Origin of the sequence: Cryptosporangium sp. NPDC051539, from assembly GCF_044454545.1 — a bacterium.
GTDB lineage: Bacteria > Actinomycetota > Actinomycetes > Mycobacteriales > Cryptosporangiaceae > Cryptosporangium.
Genome location: NZ_JBITDV010000015.1, coordinates 84,543 through 98,190 on the forward strand (window position 1 = coordinate 84,543; position 13,648 = coordinate 98,190).

Consider the following 13,648-nt stretch of genomic DNA (forward strand, 5'->3'; position numbering starts at 1 on the left):
CTACTTCGGAGGCATCCGGATGCCGCCGTCGACGCGGATGACCTCGGCGTTCATGTAGCTGTTGGTGAGCACCTCGACGACCATGCTCGCGAGTTCGTCGGCGATGCCGAGGCGCTTCGGGAAGAGCACGCTCTCTCCGAGTTTGGCCTTGAACGCGTCGGCGCCCTCGCCCTCGCCGTAGATCGGGGTGTCGATCAGCCCGGGCGCGATCGTGTTGAGCCGGACGCCGACCGCGGCCAGGTCGCGAGCGACCGGCAGCGTCATGCCGACGACCCCGCCCTTCGACGCCGAGTACGACGCCTGGCCGATCTGCCCGTCGAACGCCGCCACCGAGGCCAGGTTGACGATCGCGCCCCGCGCGCCGTCGGCGTCGGGCTCGTTGCGGCTCATCGCGGTCGCGGCGATCCGCGTCATGTCGAACGTGCCGACCAGGTTGATCGCGATCACCTTGCGGAACGCGTCGAGGTCGTGGGCGGAGTCGAACTCGCCGTCACGGCCGACCGTGCGCTGGGCCCAGCCGATGCCGGCCGAGTTGACCACCGCGCGGAGCGGGGCGAGCTCGGTCGCCGCGTTCACGGCCGCCTTGATCTGGTCGGTGTCGGTGACGTCGACCCGGACGAAGAGGCCGCCGATCTCCTTGGCGAGCGCTTCACCCTTGTCGGCCTGGAGGTCGGCGACCACGACGGTCGCACCCTTCGCGGCGAGCTGACGGGCCGCGGCGGCCCCGATACCCGACGCCCCTCCGGTGACGATCGCGCTTGCGCCGTTGATTTCCATGTTCGGGCGTCCACCTAACCTCGGAAACGGGTGGGTTTTTACTGTAGTGACCGTCGGCGGCGCACCTGCAGGAACGCCAGGACGACAAAAACGGAACCGATCGCGATCGTGAGACCGAGGTTCCGGAGCCAGACGTCGCCGGCGTTCCGCCAGAGCGGGTCGGTGTTGTCGCCGACCGGCGGAATGAGGACGTTGAGGTTCACGGTCGACGCGGCGGCGGCGAAGCCCCACCGGGACGGAGCGAGCCAGGCCAGCTGCGAGAGCCCGGCGATCCCGGCCAGCGGCAACACCCCGCCGGACAGGATCACCTGCCCCATCGTCAGCATCACCAGGAACGGCATCGCCTTCTCCGACGTGCTGACGAACGCCGACACGAGCAGACCCAGGCACATCGAAGCCAGGGCCAGCGCCGTGATGCTGATCAACAACTCCAGCAGCGGGGCGTCGCGCAGGTAGGCGCCGTGCGCGGGCAGCTTCCGGCCGGCCAGCCCGAGCAGCACGATGACGCACGACTGCACCACGGTGATCAGGCCGAGCACCGCCAGCTTGGAGAGCAGGTACGCGCCCGGCGACAACCCGGCGGCTCGTTCCCGCACGTAGATCGAGCGTTCCTTGACCAGTTCGCGCACCGAGCTGGCGGTACCGGCCAGACATGCGCAGACGACCATGATCTGCAGGAGTTCCTGGGCCGGCAGGTTGACGCCGGGCGGCCCGGTCAGGCCGTTGGCGGCCGGCACGAAGTGGATCAGCAGGCCCAGGACGATCGGCAGCAGACCCATGAACAGCAGGTAGCCGCGGTCGGCGGCGATCACCCGGGTGTAGCGGCGGGTCAGCGTGGCGACCTGGCGGAACCAGCCGCGGCGGGGCGGCCGGCCCGCCGGCGTGTTCCCGGCCTGCGCCGCCGGCCTGGTGCTGGGCAGCGCGTACCGGGCGTAGAGCGGTGAGCCCGCGAACTCGGCCGCCCAGTCGCGGCCGGGCTGCTCGTGGAAGGCCTGGAAGACGTCGGCCCAGGCCGGCATGCCGAAGTAGCGCAGCCCCTCCTCCGGCGGGCCGTAGTAGGCCATCTTCCCGCCCGGCACCAGGACGAGCAGCCGGTCACAGGTGTTGAGGTTGGCGACGCTGTGGGTCACGACGACCACGGTCCGGCCGTCCTGGGCGTCGTGGGCCAGCACCCGCATCTGTTCCATCACCGACTTGTCCAGGCCGGGATCCAGGCCCGACGTGGGTTCGTCGAGGAACAGCAAGGACGGCTTGGTCAGTAGCTCCTGGGCCATGTTGACGCGTTTGAGCTGGCCGCCGGAGAGCCGGTCGGCCCGGGTGTCGGCGTGCTCGGTGAGGCCGAGCTCGTGCATCACCTCGTCGATCCGGGCCTCGCGCTCGCTGGCCTTGGTGTCGGTGGAGAACCGCAGGTCGGCCGAGTACCGCAGAGCCCGGCGCGCGGTCAGCTGGGTGTGCAGGATGTTGTCCTGCGGCACCAGCCCGATCCGGTGCCGGAGCGCGGCGTAGTGCTGGTACAGGTCCCGGCTGTCGTAGAGCACGGTCCCGCTGGACGGGCGGCGCGTCCCGGTCAGCGCGCCGAGCAGCGTCGACTTGCCCGCGCCGCTCGGGCCGATGACGGCGAGCAGGCACCGTTCGGGGATCGAGAACGCGACGTTGTCCAGGAGCACCTTGCCCTGGGCCAGCCGCACGGTGAGCCCGTCGGCGACGAACGTGACCTCACCCTCGTCGACGTGCTGCCGGAGCTCTCCGTCGGCGAGCCGGAACGTCGAGTGGCCGATGCTGACGACGTCGTCACCGGTCAGCGGATGCGCGGAGATCCGGCCGCCGTTGACGTAGGTGCCGTTGGAACTGCCCAGGTCGACGATCTCGTAGGTGTCGTCGCGGCGTCGCAGCTCGGCGTGGTGGCGGGAGACCTCGAGGTCGGCGAGGACCAGGTCGTTGTCGGGAGCGCGTCCGATCTTCAGGCGCGGGGCCGGTAGCCGCACCAGAACCGTGGGCTTCCGATCGACGTTGAGGCCGGATTCGGTCGTCGTCGACGGCACGAACAGCGGGCTCAGCCCCACTCCGAGGCCGTCGGCGGGATCGCCCAGCCGGACGTTCCCGGCCCTGGTCAGCTCGATGCGCGACACCGGCTGGGCGTCGGCGAACGTGCCGTTGGAGCTGCCCAGATCGGTCAGGAACCAGCCGCCGGCGTCGCCCTGGACGGTGGCGTGCCGCCACGAGACCCGGGGGTCGGCGAGGACGATGTCGGACGCCGGATCGCGGCCGATCCGATACAGCCGCCCGCTCCGGAGCGGGTAGTCGTGGCCGGCGATCCGCAGCAGCGCGATCGAGCTGTCTCCGGTCACCATCGCAGCAACACCAGCTCCACGCTGACCCCCGGACCGAGCCCGATCATCAAACCGAACGAGTCCGGCGGTGGGGCCTCGGCCGCGAGCGTCTGCTCCAGGATGTGCAGGACCGAGACCGACGACAGGTTGCCCGCCTCGGCGAGCGAGCGGCGGCTGAGCGCCAGCGCCGGCCGGGGGAGACCCAGGCAGCTCTCGACGACGTCGAGCACTTTCGGGCCGCCGGGGTGGCACACCCAGCGCGCGATGTCGTGGCTGGTCAGGTGATGCGCACCGAGGAAGTGCAGCACCAGCGGGCGCAGATTGCGCTCGATCGCCACGGCCAGTTCGGTGGTGAGCACGATCCGGAACCCGTTGGAGGCCAGGCGCCAGCCGAGTGCCCCGCTGCTGGCCGGGATCACCTCGCTGCGTGAATCGACGACGTGGGGGCCGGAACGATCCCGGTCCCCGGTGGCGACCACGGCGGCCGAGCCGTCTCCGAACAAACCGCAGGCGACGAGGTCGGCCGTCGTGGCGTCACCCCTCGGCCAGGTCAGCGAACAGAGCTCGATCGCGAGCAGCACGGCCGTGTGATCCGGCCGTCCGAGCAGGTAGTCGTGGAGCCGGGCGAGGCCGGCCGCACCGGCGACACAACCCAGCCCGAAGATCGGAACGCGCCTGATGTCCGTGCGCAGGCCGAGCCGCGGGATCAGGAGGGCATCGAGCGACGGAACCGCGACTCCGGTCACCGACGTGACCATCAGCAGGTCGACGTCCGGCGCGGTCCGGCCGGAGGCCTGCAGGGCGCTGGTGATCGCCGCCGCGCCGAGTTCGGTGGCCACCTCAAGGTAGCGGTCGTTGGCGGCCCCGAACTCGCGCAGGCTTCCGTACTGATCGATCGGGAGCGCGAGGTGACGGGTCCGGACCCCGGAGTTCTGGTGCAGCCGCTGCTGTAACGCGCGCTGCCCGGCGTCGAGATGGCTGAGCCCGGCCTGCGCGTCGGTGAGCTCCGCCTGCGGATAGCGGTTCGGCGGAAAGGCCGATCGAACGGCCGCGATGCGTGTCACCGGTGGATCCTCCGTTCACCGGGCCCCGACTACGTCAGGGCCGTACCACCCAGGACCAACAGCGCCACGTCCACGCCCGCGAGGGCGATCGCGGCCAGGAACGGAGTGCGGCCGGACGTCGTCGCGCCGACGACGCCCAGCGCGACCGTGGCCACCAACCCGGCCGCCACGATCGGCGGCGGAAGCCCGCCGACGGTCAGGAGCAGGAGCGACGCGGCGCCGAGCAGCACGATCGCGGTGGCCCGCACCGCCCCCGGTCCCCAGGCCGCGGCGACGCGCTGGGGCAGCCCGCCGACCCCGGCCGCCCGATCGCCGTCGAGGTCCGGCAGCACGTTGACGAAATGAGCGCCGAGCCCGAGCGCGCCGGCCACCACGGTCATCGACCAGCGCGGCCAGGGGTGTCCCGGCAGGGCGCTGGTGGCGTACGCCGGCAGCGGCGCGAAGCCGAGCAGGTACATGGCCCCGGACGCGAGCGTGGCCTTGAGACCGAGGTTGTAGGCCCAACCGGCACCGATCACGACCGCGGTGAGCAGGGCCGTCGTCACGCTCACCGCCAGCGCGAGCCCCAACGCGACCACCAGACTCACGACCGCCGTGATCCAGATCGTCCGCGCGCTGATCAAGCCGGTGGCGACCGGCTTGTCGGTACGGCCGGCGGCGGCGTCCCGCCGGGCGTCCGCGGCGTCGTTGGACCAGCCGATCGACAGCTGTCCCGCCAGCATCGCCGGCCCCATCAAGAGCGCGTCGGACCCGTCCGGCGACGCACGGACGGCGAGTGCCGTCACCATCGCGCTGATGGCCAGCGAAGGCCCCGGGTGGCCGGCGCCGATCCAGGCCTGGAAGCTCCGGTTCATCGCGAGAGCCGATCCCGTCGACAGTGGACGCCCATACTCTAGGGGTGCGGCTTTCGTTGCAGGGCGCAAACGTGCTGGAAAGAACGGCACTTCGGCTGGGGCTGGTTCCCCGGGCGGCGGCGGAGGCGTGGGCCGGGATGGCGCTCTCCGGAATCCTCGTGGCGGCGGTCGAGACCGGCGTGTTCGCCGAACTCGCGCGCCGGCCGGCCGGTGCCGCGGAGCTCGCGGAGACGCTCGGGCTGGACCCGCTGCCGACCCGGCTGCTGCTCGACTGCCTCCGCTCGACCGGGTATCTGGGCTTCACGGCGGACAAGTACCGGCTCCGCCGCGCCGCCCGGCGGTGGCTGAGCCCGGATTCGGACCTTTCCGTCGCGCGGTACGTGGCGGGCACCGCGGACTACTGGTCCTGGTGGGCCGGGTTGGGCGAAGCGACCCGGACCGGCCGGTCGACGGCCTCGCACGACGTGCCGGCCGGCGACCCGTACTGGCAGCGGTACCTCACCGGGCAGCGTGACCTGGCCCGCCTGAGTGCGGCGGAGGTCGCCCGCAAGCTCCGCGTCCCGCCCGGCGCCCGCTCGGTGCTGGACGTCGGCGGCGGCCACGGCTGGTACTCGGTCGAGCTCTGCCGCCGCACTCCCGGGCTGACCGCCACGGTGGTCGACCTGCCCGGCAGCGTGGCGGTGGGGCGCGAGATCGTCGCGGCCGCGGGCCTGGGAGACCGCGTCCGTTTCGTCGAAGGCGACGCACGGACCGCTGACCTCGGCGGCCCCTACGACGTGGTGCTGTGTTTCAACCTCGTGCACCACCTCACGCCCGGCGAGATCGGGACGCTGTTCGGACGGCTCCACGACGTGCTGACGCCGTCCGGCGTCCTGGCGGTGATGGACGCGTTCGCCGATCCGCGACGACGGGCGTCCGCGGCGGCCAACTTTCTCGGGATGTTCGTCTTTCTCAGCTCCGGATCGCAGGTGCACACGCCGGCGCAGCTACGGGAGTGGCTGCGCGCAGCCGGCTTCGCGTCACCCCGCCGGGTGCGGGTGCTGCGCGTCCCGGGGCTGGCTCTGTACTCGGCGAGGCGGCCCGGAACCGGTGTATACCAGCAGGATGAAGCGACAGCTGACCTGCCCGTGCGGTGAGCACATCGAAGGCGTGGACGAGGACGACCTGGTGACCAGGGTGCAGGCGCACCTCGCCGCCGAACACCCCGACCACGAGTACTCCCGCGACGAGATCCTGTTCCTCGCGTACTGACCCGGGTCTGTCCCGGGCAGACAACGAGCCCGGCGACTTTTATCTGTCCGGTCCATCGGCGTGATAGCCGCCCTGAGGCACTGTGACCTGCGCGACACCACGGATCCTGGGCCTTTGCGGTGGACCATCGGAGGCCGTGGCACCCCCTGAGTTCGAGGAGGAACTCCCATGGCCGACGTGCTAGCGGAGGGTTACAACGTCTTCGACACCGGCAAGTCACCGAGCGGGATCGTGAAGTATCTGGTCGCACCGGCCGACGTGATCACGCTGATCCAGTCGGGCCGGCTCGCCGAACACATCCTGCTGGTGCAGGGCGGCACGACGACCTTCCTCGCCCCCGCGCTGAGCATGGGCGCGATCGGCGTGATCACGATGTCCGGCGCCCCGGAGTCGCACCTCGGCATCCTGTCCCGCGAATTCCAGACCCCGTGCGTGATGACCGCCCACCTGACCAGCAGCGACTCGCGTTACGTCGTGGGCAGCACCGATCCCGCCCACTTCGAGGAGATCGCGAAGGCTCTCGACGGCCGCAAGGTCCGCCTCGACTGCTCCGACCACGAGATCGGCCGCGTCGTCGCCGACGACTGAGCCGCAGCCCACGACCGAGCCACCGGGACAGGAGCAGAAGTCAATGACGACTACCGAGGGCAAGCGCGCCAGCTACAAGAAGCGATACGAGCAGGACGACGACGGACTCCGATTCCAGGACCTCACCTACACCGGCAACTTCGTGGGCCTCGAACCCGTCACCGACGGGATCAAAGGCGACAAGATGCTGCGGGCGAGGGCCAAGAGCAGAGTGCTCGAGAAGGTCTCCAGGGAAGACGTTCTCCGCGACGAGTTCACGATCGACGAGCTCAACGACCTGAACAACTATCTGGCCTGGAACATCTGGGACGTGCTGGTCATGCGCGCCACCGAGGGCGTATCCGGCATGATCCCGCGCCAGGAATACGAGATTCTCGCGTTCATGCACGAGTTCTACCGCTGGCCGGAGATTCTCCGGATGACCACGGACGAGGTCGGCGGCGGGCAGGGGATCATGGACATCGGCGCCACCGCGCGCCGGGAGATCGGCACCAAGGTCAACGCGGTCCACGACTGGTGCATCGGCGCGGTCGGGTTCGGCATGGGCCGCTGCGGGCTCCTCGCGCTGGAGGCCATCAAACCCGGCGACTACGTCGGGGAGTCCAACGAGATCCTCAAGTTCATGCAGCGGGTGCTGTGGGGCAAGCGTCAGGACGGCTACATCCTCAACTCCCAGGACCGGTACCGCTGCCGGATCCACGAGCCGGACTTCCTGCAGCAGCTGACCAGCCAGGTCGAGCCGCTGGAGAACGGCAGCCCCGAGCACGCCGCGTTCACCCGCTTCAACGCCGCGGCCGAACTCCTGGCCTTCCTGGACCACTACGACTGCCGGCTGGGGCTGGGCGACACCGGACCCTACGAGCTTCCGGACGGCAATCTGCTGATCCTGCGTGACCTCTTCGTCAACGAGGAGGTGTTCCACTGGAGCGACGTCTGCGAGGACGCCGGGCTGCCGCACTGCTACACGCTCGCGATCGTCATCGACCCGGAGAAGATGGCCCTGGACGAGATCCGGGTCAACGACATCTCGACGACGTTCACCCGCCCGAAGAACTACATCGAGGCGATCGTCGGCGGTGCGGTGTTCGCCAGGGAGAAGTGGAACACCCCGATGGGCGAGGTACGCCCGATCAAGATCGCCGAGCTGGCCGACCACCTCGGCCGGGTGCAGACCGCGACCCTCAAGCTCTACTCGAAGACGTCGAAGATGTGCCGCCGCGACCTGATCTGGAACGGCCAGTACGTCTACTACATCGACATGATCCTGCCGCACCTGCGGCTGGCCGGCACGTACGAGAAGGCCTGCCGCGACTACGACCTCTGGGAGATCGACCAGCGGGTCGCCAACTACTACTACGACATCACCAAACGCGGATTCGCGCAGGAGACGGTCCCCAGCAAGATCTTCTCCGGCGCCGGGTACCTGCCCTTCCCGGAGAACGCGAGCCTGCGCAGTTCCAAGGGCCGCTGGCTCTGACCACCAGCCGGGTGGCGCGATCACTCGCGCCGCCCGGCTCCCGCGGAGGGGCCACCTGGATGGACACGACCGACTACGCCGTGCTCAACGGCGTCGCGCTGAAGAAGATGGCCACGGCGTCCGCCATCGCCGCGGCCAGCGGCCTCGACGAGCCCGACGTGGCCGCCGTGCTCGACCGCCTCGCCGCGTCCGGCCTGCTGTTGACGGCCGCCGGCTCCGCGTTGCCCACCGACGCCGCCGGGCCGGCGCTGGCGTCCGCCGCCGCTACCCGGTACGCGGCGTTGCGTCAGGACGCCGGGATCGCCGCGCTCGCCGACCGGTTCGACCCGGTCAACCAGCAGTTCCTCACCACGATGTCGTCCTGGCAGCAGATCGACGTCGGCGGCCGCAAGGTGGCCAACGACCACTCCGATCCCGCCTACGACGCCAAAGTCGTCACTCGGCTCGCGCGGCTCGTCGACCGGCTCGGGCCGCTGCTCGACGCGCTGGCCGCGTTCGACCCCCGCTTCTCCCACTACGGGCGCCGCTTCGACGCGGCCGTGGAGGGCATCGACGCCGGAGCCGTGGAACTGGTCGCCTCGCCGACCGTGGACTCGGTCCACAACATCTGGTTCGAGTTCCACGAGGACCTGCTCCGCACGCTCGGCCGGACCCGCACCGAATGACCGTCCCACGTTTCACGCTCGCGTTCGACGAGGCCGACCCGGACGACGTCGACCGCCTGGGCGGCAAGGGCGCCGGTCTGGCCCGGCTGACCCAGCAGGGTCTGCGGGTACCGCCCGGCTACGTCATCGGTACCGACGCCTGCCGCGGCTACCTGCGCGAACACGCTCTTCCCGACGGGGTGGCCGACGAGGTGCGCAGCCGCCTGACCGCGCTGGAGTCGCGGACCGGGAAGACCTTCGGTGGCGGCCCGCTGCCGCTGCTGCTCTCGGTGCGGTCGGGGGCTCCGGTCTCGATGCCCGGCATGATGGACACCGTCCTGAACCTGGGCCTCAACCGGGCCGCGGTGGTGGCACTGGCGTCGGCCACCGGCGACGTGCGGTTCGTCGCGGACCTGCTCGCCCGGTTCCACGCGATGTACGCCGAGATCGTCCTCGGCGCGTTCGACCCCGGCGAAGGCATCGACGTCCTGGTGAAGGCGGTCGCGCCGGGCGACGACCCCGGCGAGGTCTACGACCGCGTCTGGGCGGCGTGCGAGGCCGCTGATCCCGGGGTGCCCGACGATCCGGCGACGCAGCTGTCCGGGGCGATCGAGGCGGTGTTCCGCTCCTGGAACACCCGCCGGGCCCGCACCTATCGCGAGCACCACGCGATCCCGCACGACCTGGGCACGGCCGTCGTCGTGCAGGCGATGGTGTTCGGTTCGCTCTCCGACGACTCGGGCTCGGGGGTGGTGTTCACCCGCAATCCGGTCACCGGCGAGCCCGGGCTGTTCGGCGAGTACCTGGCGCGCAGCCAGGGCGAAGACGTCGTGGCCGGTCTTCGCACGCCCGATCCGGTCGCCGCGGCGCTGGAGCCGGCCGTCCTCGCCGAGCTGCGGGAGCGGTGCGCCGGACTCGAACGGACCCAGCGCGACGTACTCGACATCGAGTTCACCGTCGAGCGCTCCACGCTCTACTTCCTGCAGGTCCGCAGCGCCAAGCGGACGCCGGAGGCGGCGATCCGGATCGCCGCGGACTTCCTGGCCGAGGGGATGGCACCGGCCGAGGCGCTGCGCGCCGTCACCCCCGAGCAGGTCCGGCAGGTGCAGCGTCCGGGGTTCGCCCCGGCCGAGGTCGAGGCCGCCCGCGCCGAGGGTCGCCTGCTCGCGACCGGCACCGGCGCCTGCCCCGGTCAGGTGACCGGTGTGATGGTGCTGGATCCCGACCGCGCACAGCAGAGGTCGGACGCCGGGCAGCCCGTGATTCTCGTCCGGGCGATCACCAGCCCGACGGATCTGCACGGCATGATCGCCGCCCGGGGCATCGTCACCGCGACCGGCGGCTCGACCAGCCACGCGGCCGTCGTCGCCCGGTCACTGGGCACCGCGTGCGTGGTGGGAGCGGGAGCGCTCGTGGTCGACCCGGAGCGCCGGGAGGTGCGGGTCGACGGCCGGATCGTGGCGGAAGGCGCCGTGGTGTCGCTGGACGGGTCTTCCGGCGAGCTGTTCGCCGGGGAGATCGCGCCCGCGCCGCGGTCGGGCGGGAGGGGTCCGCTGAACACGGTCCTCGCGGTGGCGGCGGAGGTATCGGGCTCGGACGTGCGCGCTCCCGGGGACGCGGAGTGGCCGCGGATCTCGCTGGACGCCGTTCCGGCCGAGCCGACCGCCGGTACCGGGGTGGCTCCGGCTGGCGTGGCTCCGGCCGGCGTGGCTCCGGCCGGGGCCGCTCTGACCGGCGTGGCTCTGACCGGGGTGGTGACGCAGCCGGCCGTGGACCGGCTGTACTCGGCCGGCCTGCGGCGGTTCACGATCGATGCGGCGGAGGCAGGCCCGTTGCTCCTCGCGCTCGGCAAGGCCGCTCTCGCCTGAGAGCGGCCCGGTCAGCGCCGCACCACTCGCCGCACGGCCGCCAGCAGCTCGTCGGACGCCGTGCCGGGGGACGCGGCGGGCGCGTCCAGCAGTGCCCGCAGCGCCGCGGTGGCCGACTTGCGGCGGTCCCGGCGAAGCGTGGCGGCGCGGCGCGGATCGTCCTCGGACGGGGGCGTGCAGGCACCGTCGCAGCCGCACCCGCAGTCCGCGGCCGGAATCGCGGAGGCGGGAGCCACGGAGGCGGGAGCCACGGAGGTGGGAGTCGCGGCGGCGGGAGTCACGGCGGCGGGGGCAGGGATCGCGCAGGCGCCCTCCGGGGGCAGCGAGGCCGCGTCGCCGAGGAGATGGGCGGCGAGTTCCTGCGGCCACAGCGCCACGAACTCGGCCCCGGCCGCCGTGAGCTGCTCCACCGAGTGCATTCCCCAGGCCACGCCGACGACCCGGATGCCCACTTCGAGCGCGTCCCGGACGTCCCCCGCGGTGTCGGTGACCAGCACGGTGCTGGACGGGTCCGGCAGCCGGGCCGCCCCGGCTTCGTCGTAGTCGGCGGCGCAGCGCCGCCCGAACCCGCTGCCGGCGTCCGCGAGGAACACCCGCATCGCGGCCTTCTTGTCCGGAGCGACGTCCCCGCCGAACACGTGCGCGAAGCAGAACGCCAGGTCGTTGGCGAGCAGCACCCGGCGTAGCACCTGCATCGCATTCGACGACATCACGGCCAGCGTGCAATGCCCGGCCAACCGGCGGACGACGTCGGTGATACCCGGGACCAGTGACGGGGTGTAGTCGCTGCGCAGCAACTCGAGGAACGCGGCCTTGGCTTCCGCGGCCTGCGCCTCGTCCCGGCAGAGCTCGTCGAGCGAGGCGAAGATGTTGCCGCGGAACAGGTCGAAGTACTGCTCCGGCTCGTCGACGCCCAGGTCGAACCGCGTGTTGATCCGGCGGAAGATCTCCCAGGACGCGATCCGCGTCTGCACCAGCGTGCCGTCCAGATCGAACAGCACCGCCCGGACCGGTTTCACCGGTCTGCGGAGTAGAGGGCGCCCAGCTCACCCAGCCCGACGAAGTCCATGCACTCGCCGTAGGCGGTCCGGCCGTCCAGCGTCCACCGGAGCAGGCTGTTGTGCCCGACCACGCCCGGCTGGGACTGCCACGGGAACGTGGTCAGCGCGTCGCCGTCCGCGGTCCAGACCCGGCCGTCGACGTCGGTGACGCTCACCTCGATGTGCTCGGGATACAGCCCGGCGCGGGTGGTGACGCCCGCGCCACCCACGAGCGGTCGCACGGTGCCGTCCTCGAGCACGTAACCGTGCGTCAGCGTCAGCGGCGAGGGCCCGTCGAGGCCGCCGTCGGTGGTGAAGTCGAAGAGCATGTGCAGGGCCAGGTCCGCCGATACGTGGGCGTGCATCCAGCTGAGCCGCGAGGTCTGACGCTCGGCCCGCACGCCCCAGCTGTGGTCCATCGTCGACACGCAGTCGATCGGCGTGGTGACCCCGCGCAGCCGCAGTTCGCCCTCGTAGTGCCCGGTCTGGTCGAAGTGGCCGGCGTAGGCGTGGCCCCAGGTCTTGTCCAGGTCGCGGGCGGCGGCCATCGGGTCCTGGCCGGGGTCGTTGATGTCGTAGGGCTCCATCAGCGCGGTGTAGCGGAAGTGCAGCTCGAGTCCGGCGGCCGGATCGGTGAAGTCGACGTCCCAGATCCGGTTCGGCTCCGAACAGACCACGTGCAGGCCGTTGGCGAGCCGGTAGTCGAGCAGGTTCGCCGGCCGGGGGACGACCAGGTGCTCCCACGCGTCCCAGTAGTCGGCCGCCCACGGCATCGTGACGCGGCGGCTGTTGATCGACACCGTGGAGCCGACGACGCCCAGCGGCTCGCGGAACAGCCCGTACAGGCCGATGTTCGTGGGCCGGTCGGTGTCTTGCCCGGCGTAGAGGCCGAAGTAGTTCGTCTCGGCCCAGAGCGGGTCGTCGCTGGTCGGCGGATGGAACTGCGCGTCCTCGGACCGGATCACCACGGAACCTCCTCGAGCGGCCTACGTGCTCCGCACAGTCTCCGATTACCCCTCCGGTCGATAGTGCGTCCGAGGACAAGGGGGCCGAGGAGCGTTGTCCGGCCGGGATAAAGCGGCGCCCGGTTTTCCCGTCCTACTGTCCCGGCATGCAGCTGGCGAAGGTGCTGGGCCAGGTGGTCTCCACCGTCAAGGAGCCGGGACTCGCCCGGTTCACACTGCTGCTCGTCCAGGACGCGGGAGGAGCTGATCCGGAGCAGACCCGGGGCGCGGCCTACGTGGCGGTCGACCTGGTGGGCGCCGGCATCGGCGAGATCGTGCTGATCGCGACCGGCAGCGCGGCCCGCGTCGCCGCCGGAGCCGACGCCCCGACCGACCGGGCCGTCGTCGGCATCGTCGACACGGTGACCCGGTCGGGCCGGACCACCTACCGCAAGGACTGAACCGTACGAGTCTCCAGGAGGAAGACATGGCTGCACCGACCGGCACCCCTGGCGCGCCCGCTGTCCGCGGCGCGCTGGGCCTGATCGAGACCAAGGGCCTGGTCGGTGCGATCGAGGCCGCCGACGCGATGGTCAAGGCGGCGAACGTCCAAATCGTCGGTCACCGCGAGATCGGCGGTGGCCTGGTCACCGTGATGGTCCGGGGTGACGTCGGCGCGGTGAAGGCCGCGACGGACGCCGGCGCGGTCGCCGCCGGGAAGGCCGGCGAGGTCGTCTCCGTGCACGTCATCCCGCGGCCGCACGACGAGACCGAGGGCATCCTCGCGGTCCTGACCCGCCCGAAGAGCTGA

At 71.4% G+C, this 13,648-nt stretch carries 14 protein-coding genes; 8 read left to right on the forward strand and 6 right to left on the reverse strand.

Annotation, left to right across the window (positions count from 1 at the left end):
* The 4 genes from ACIBZJ_RS37290 to ACIBZJ_RS37305 are packed head-to-tail and all read right to left on the reverse strand — an operon-like array spanning position 1 to position 5,025.
* Positions 1-777: an SDR family NAD(P)-dependent oxidoreductase gene (locus ACIBZJ_RS37290; protein ID WP_395938311.1), complete on the reverse strand. Its 777-nt coding sequence runs from the start codon at positions 775-777 to the stop codon at positions 1-3.
* Between the two features lie 38 nt (positions 778-815).
* On the reverse strand, positions 816-3,128 hold the full coding sequence (locus ACIBZJ_RS37295) for an FHA domain-containing protein (protein WP_395938313.1): 2,313 nt from the start codon (positions 3,126-3,128) through the stop codon (positions 816-818).
* On the reverse strand, positions 3,122-4,171 hold the full coding sequence (locus tag ACIBZJ_RS37300) for a type III polyketide synthase (RefSeq protein ID WP_395938315.1): 1,050 nt from the start codon (positions 4,169-4,171) through the stop codon (positions 3,122-3,124). Before ACIBZJ_RS37300 ends, ACIBZJ_RS37295 begins: the two co-directional genes overlap by 7 nt.
* Before the next feature lie 29 nt (positions 4,172-4,200).
* Entirely contained in the window at positions 4,201-5,025 is an 825-nt protein-coding gene (locus ACIBZJ_RS37305; protein WP_395938317.1) for a UbiA family prenyltransferase, read from the reverse strand.
* A gap of 44 nt (positions 5,026-5,069) precedes the next feature.
* On the opposite strand from ACIBZJ_RS37305, the gene ACIBZJ_RS37310 reads away from it, so the two are divergent.
* The 6 genes from ACIBZJ_RS37310 to ACIBZJ_RS37335 all read left to right on the forward strand — a co-directional run bounded on the left by ACIBZJ_RS37310 (position 5,070) and on the right by ACIBZJ_RS37335 (position 10,853).
* The gene (locus tag ACIBZJ_RS37310) at positions 5,070-6,161 is read left to right on the forward strand and encodes a methyltransferase (protein ID WP_395938319.1); all 1,092 of its coding nucleotides are present in this window, start codon (positions 5,070-5,072) and stop codon (positions 6,159-6,161) included.
* Entirely contained in the window at positions 6,130-6,276 is a 147-nt protein-coding gene (locus tag ACIBZJ_RS37315; RefSeq protein ID WP_395938321.1) for a DUF1059 domain-containing protein, read from the forward strand. Before ACIBZJ_RS37310 ends, ACIBZJ_RS37315 begins: the two co-directional genes overlap by 32 nt.
* A gap of 168 nt (positions 6,277-6,444) precedes the next feature.
* Complete coding sequence (locus ACIBZJ_RS37320; RefSeq protein ID WP_395938323.1) at positions 6,445-6,864, forward strand: PEP-utilizing enzyme; 420 nt, start codon at positions 6,445-6,447, stop codon at positions 6,862-6,864.
* Positions 6,865-6,907: 43 nt separating this feature from the next.
* A complete protein-coding gene (locus ACIBZJ_RS37325; RefSeq protein WP_395938325.1) occupies positions 6,908-8,341 on the forward strand; it encodes a hypothetical protein in 1,434 nt (477 codons plus the stop codon).
* Between the two features lie 59 nt (positions 8,342-8,400).
* Positions 8,401-9,006: a hypothetical protein gene (locus ACIBZJ_RS37330; protein WP_395938327.1), complete on the forward strand. Its 606-nt coding sequence runs from the start codon at positions 8,401-8,403 to the stop codon at positions 9,004-9,006.
* On the forward strand, positions 9,003-10,853 hold the full coding sequence (locus tag ACIBZJ_RS37335; RefSeq protein WP_395938329.1) for a pyruvate, phosphate dikinase: 1,851 nt from the start codon (positions 9,003-9,005) through the stop codon (positions 10,851-10,853). Before ACIBZJ_RS37330 ends, ACIBZJ_RS37335 begins: the two co-directional genes overlap by 4 nt.
* 11 nt (positions 10,854-10,864) lie before the next feature.
* On the opposite strand, the gene ACIBZJ_RS37340 is transcribed toward ACIBZJ_RS37335, so the two are convergent.
* Positions 10,865-11,872 (reverse strand): HAD family hydrolase, encoded by a 1,008-nt coding sequence (locus ACIBZJ_RS37340; RefSeq protein ID WP_395938331.1) that lies wholly within the window; start codon positions 11,870-11,872, stop codon positions 10,865-10,867.
* Positions 11,869-12,861, reverse strand: a complete 993-nt coding sequence (locus ACIBZJ_RS37345; protein ID WP_395938333.1) for a hypothetical protein — start codon at positions 12,859-12,861, stop codon at positions 11,869-11,871. Before ACIBZJ_RS37345 ends, ACIBZJ_RS37340 begins: the two co-directional genes overlap by 4 nt.
* Before the next feature lie 143 nt (positions 12,862-13,004).
* Here ACIBZJ_RS37345 and ACIBZJ_RS37350 point away from each other — a divergent pair, with 143 nt between their 5' ends.
* A complete protein-coding gene (locus tag ACIBZJ_RS37350; protein ID WP_395938335.1) occupies positions 13,005-13,298 on the forward strand; it encodes a EutN/CcmL family microcompartment protein in 294 nt (97 codons plus the stop codon).
* A gap of 26 nt (positions 13,299-13,324) precedes the next feature.
* Positions 13,325-13,648: a BMC domain-containing protein gene (locus ACIBZJ_RS37355; RefSeq protein ID WP_395938337.1), complete on the forward strand. Its 324-nt coding sequence runs from the start codon at positions 13,325-13,327 to the stop codon at positions 13,646-13,648.

Excerpts from the sequence above, each read along its gene's own strand:
- ACIBZJ_RS37305 (WP_395938317.1), bottom strand. The coding sequence starts at position 5,025 with ATGAACCGGAGCTTCCAGGCCTGGATCGGCGCCGGCCACCCGGGGCCT.
- ACIBZJ_RS37355 (WP_395938337.1), top strand. The coding sequence starts at position 13,325 with ATGGCTGCACCGACCGGCACCCCTGGCGCGCCCGCTGTCCGCGGCGCG.
- ACIBZJ_RS37290 (WP_395938311.1), bottom strand. The coding sequence starts at position 777 with ATGGAAATCAACGGCGCAAGCGCGATCGTCACCGGAGGGGCGTCGGGT.
- ACIBZJ_RS37335 (WP_395938329.1), top strand. The coding sequence starts at position 9,003 with ATGACCGTCCCACGTTTCACGCTCGCGTTCGACGAGGCCGACCCGGAC.
- ACIBZJ_RS37320 (WP_395938323.1), top strand. The coding sequence starts at position 6,445 with ATGGCCGACGTGCTAGCGGAGGGTTACAACGTCTTCGACACCGGCAAG.
- ACIBZJ_RS37325 (WP_395938325.1), top strand. The coding sequence starts at position 6,908 with ATGACGACTACCGAGGGCAAGCGCGCCAGCTACAAGAAGCGATACGAG.
- ACIBZJ_RS37350 (WP_395938335.1), top strand. The coding sequence starts at position 13,005 with ATGCAGCTGGCGAAGGTGCTGGGCCAGGTGGTCTCCACCGTCAAGGAG.
- ACIBZJ_RS37315 (WP_395938321.1), top strand. The coding sequence starts at position 6,130 with ATGAAGCGACAGCTGACCTGCCCGTGCGGTGAGCACATCGAAGGCGTG.
- ACIBZJ_RS37295 (WP_395938313.1), bottom strand. The coding sequence starts at position 3,128 with ATGGTGACCGGAGACAGCTCGATCGCGCTGCTGCGGATCGCCGGCCAC.
- ACIBZJ_RS37330 (WP_395938327.1), top strand. The coding sequence starts at position 8,401 with ATGGACACGACCGACTACGCCGTGCTCAACGGCGTCGCGCTGAAGAAG.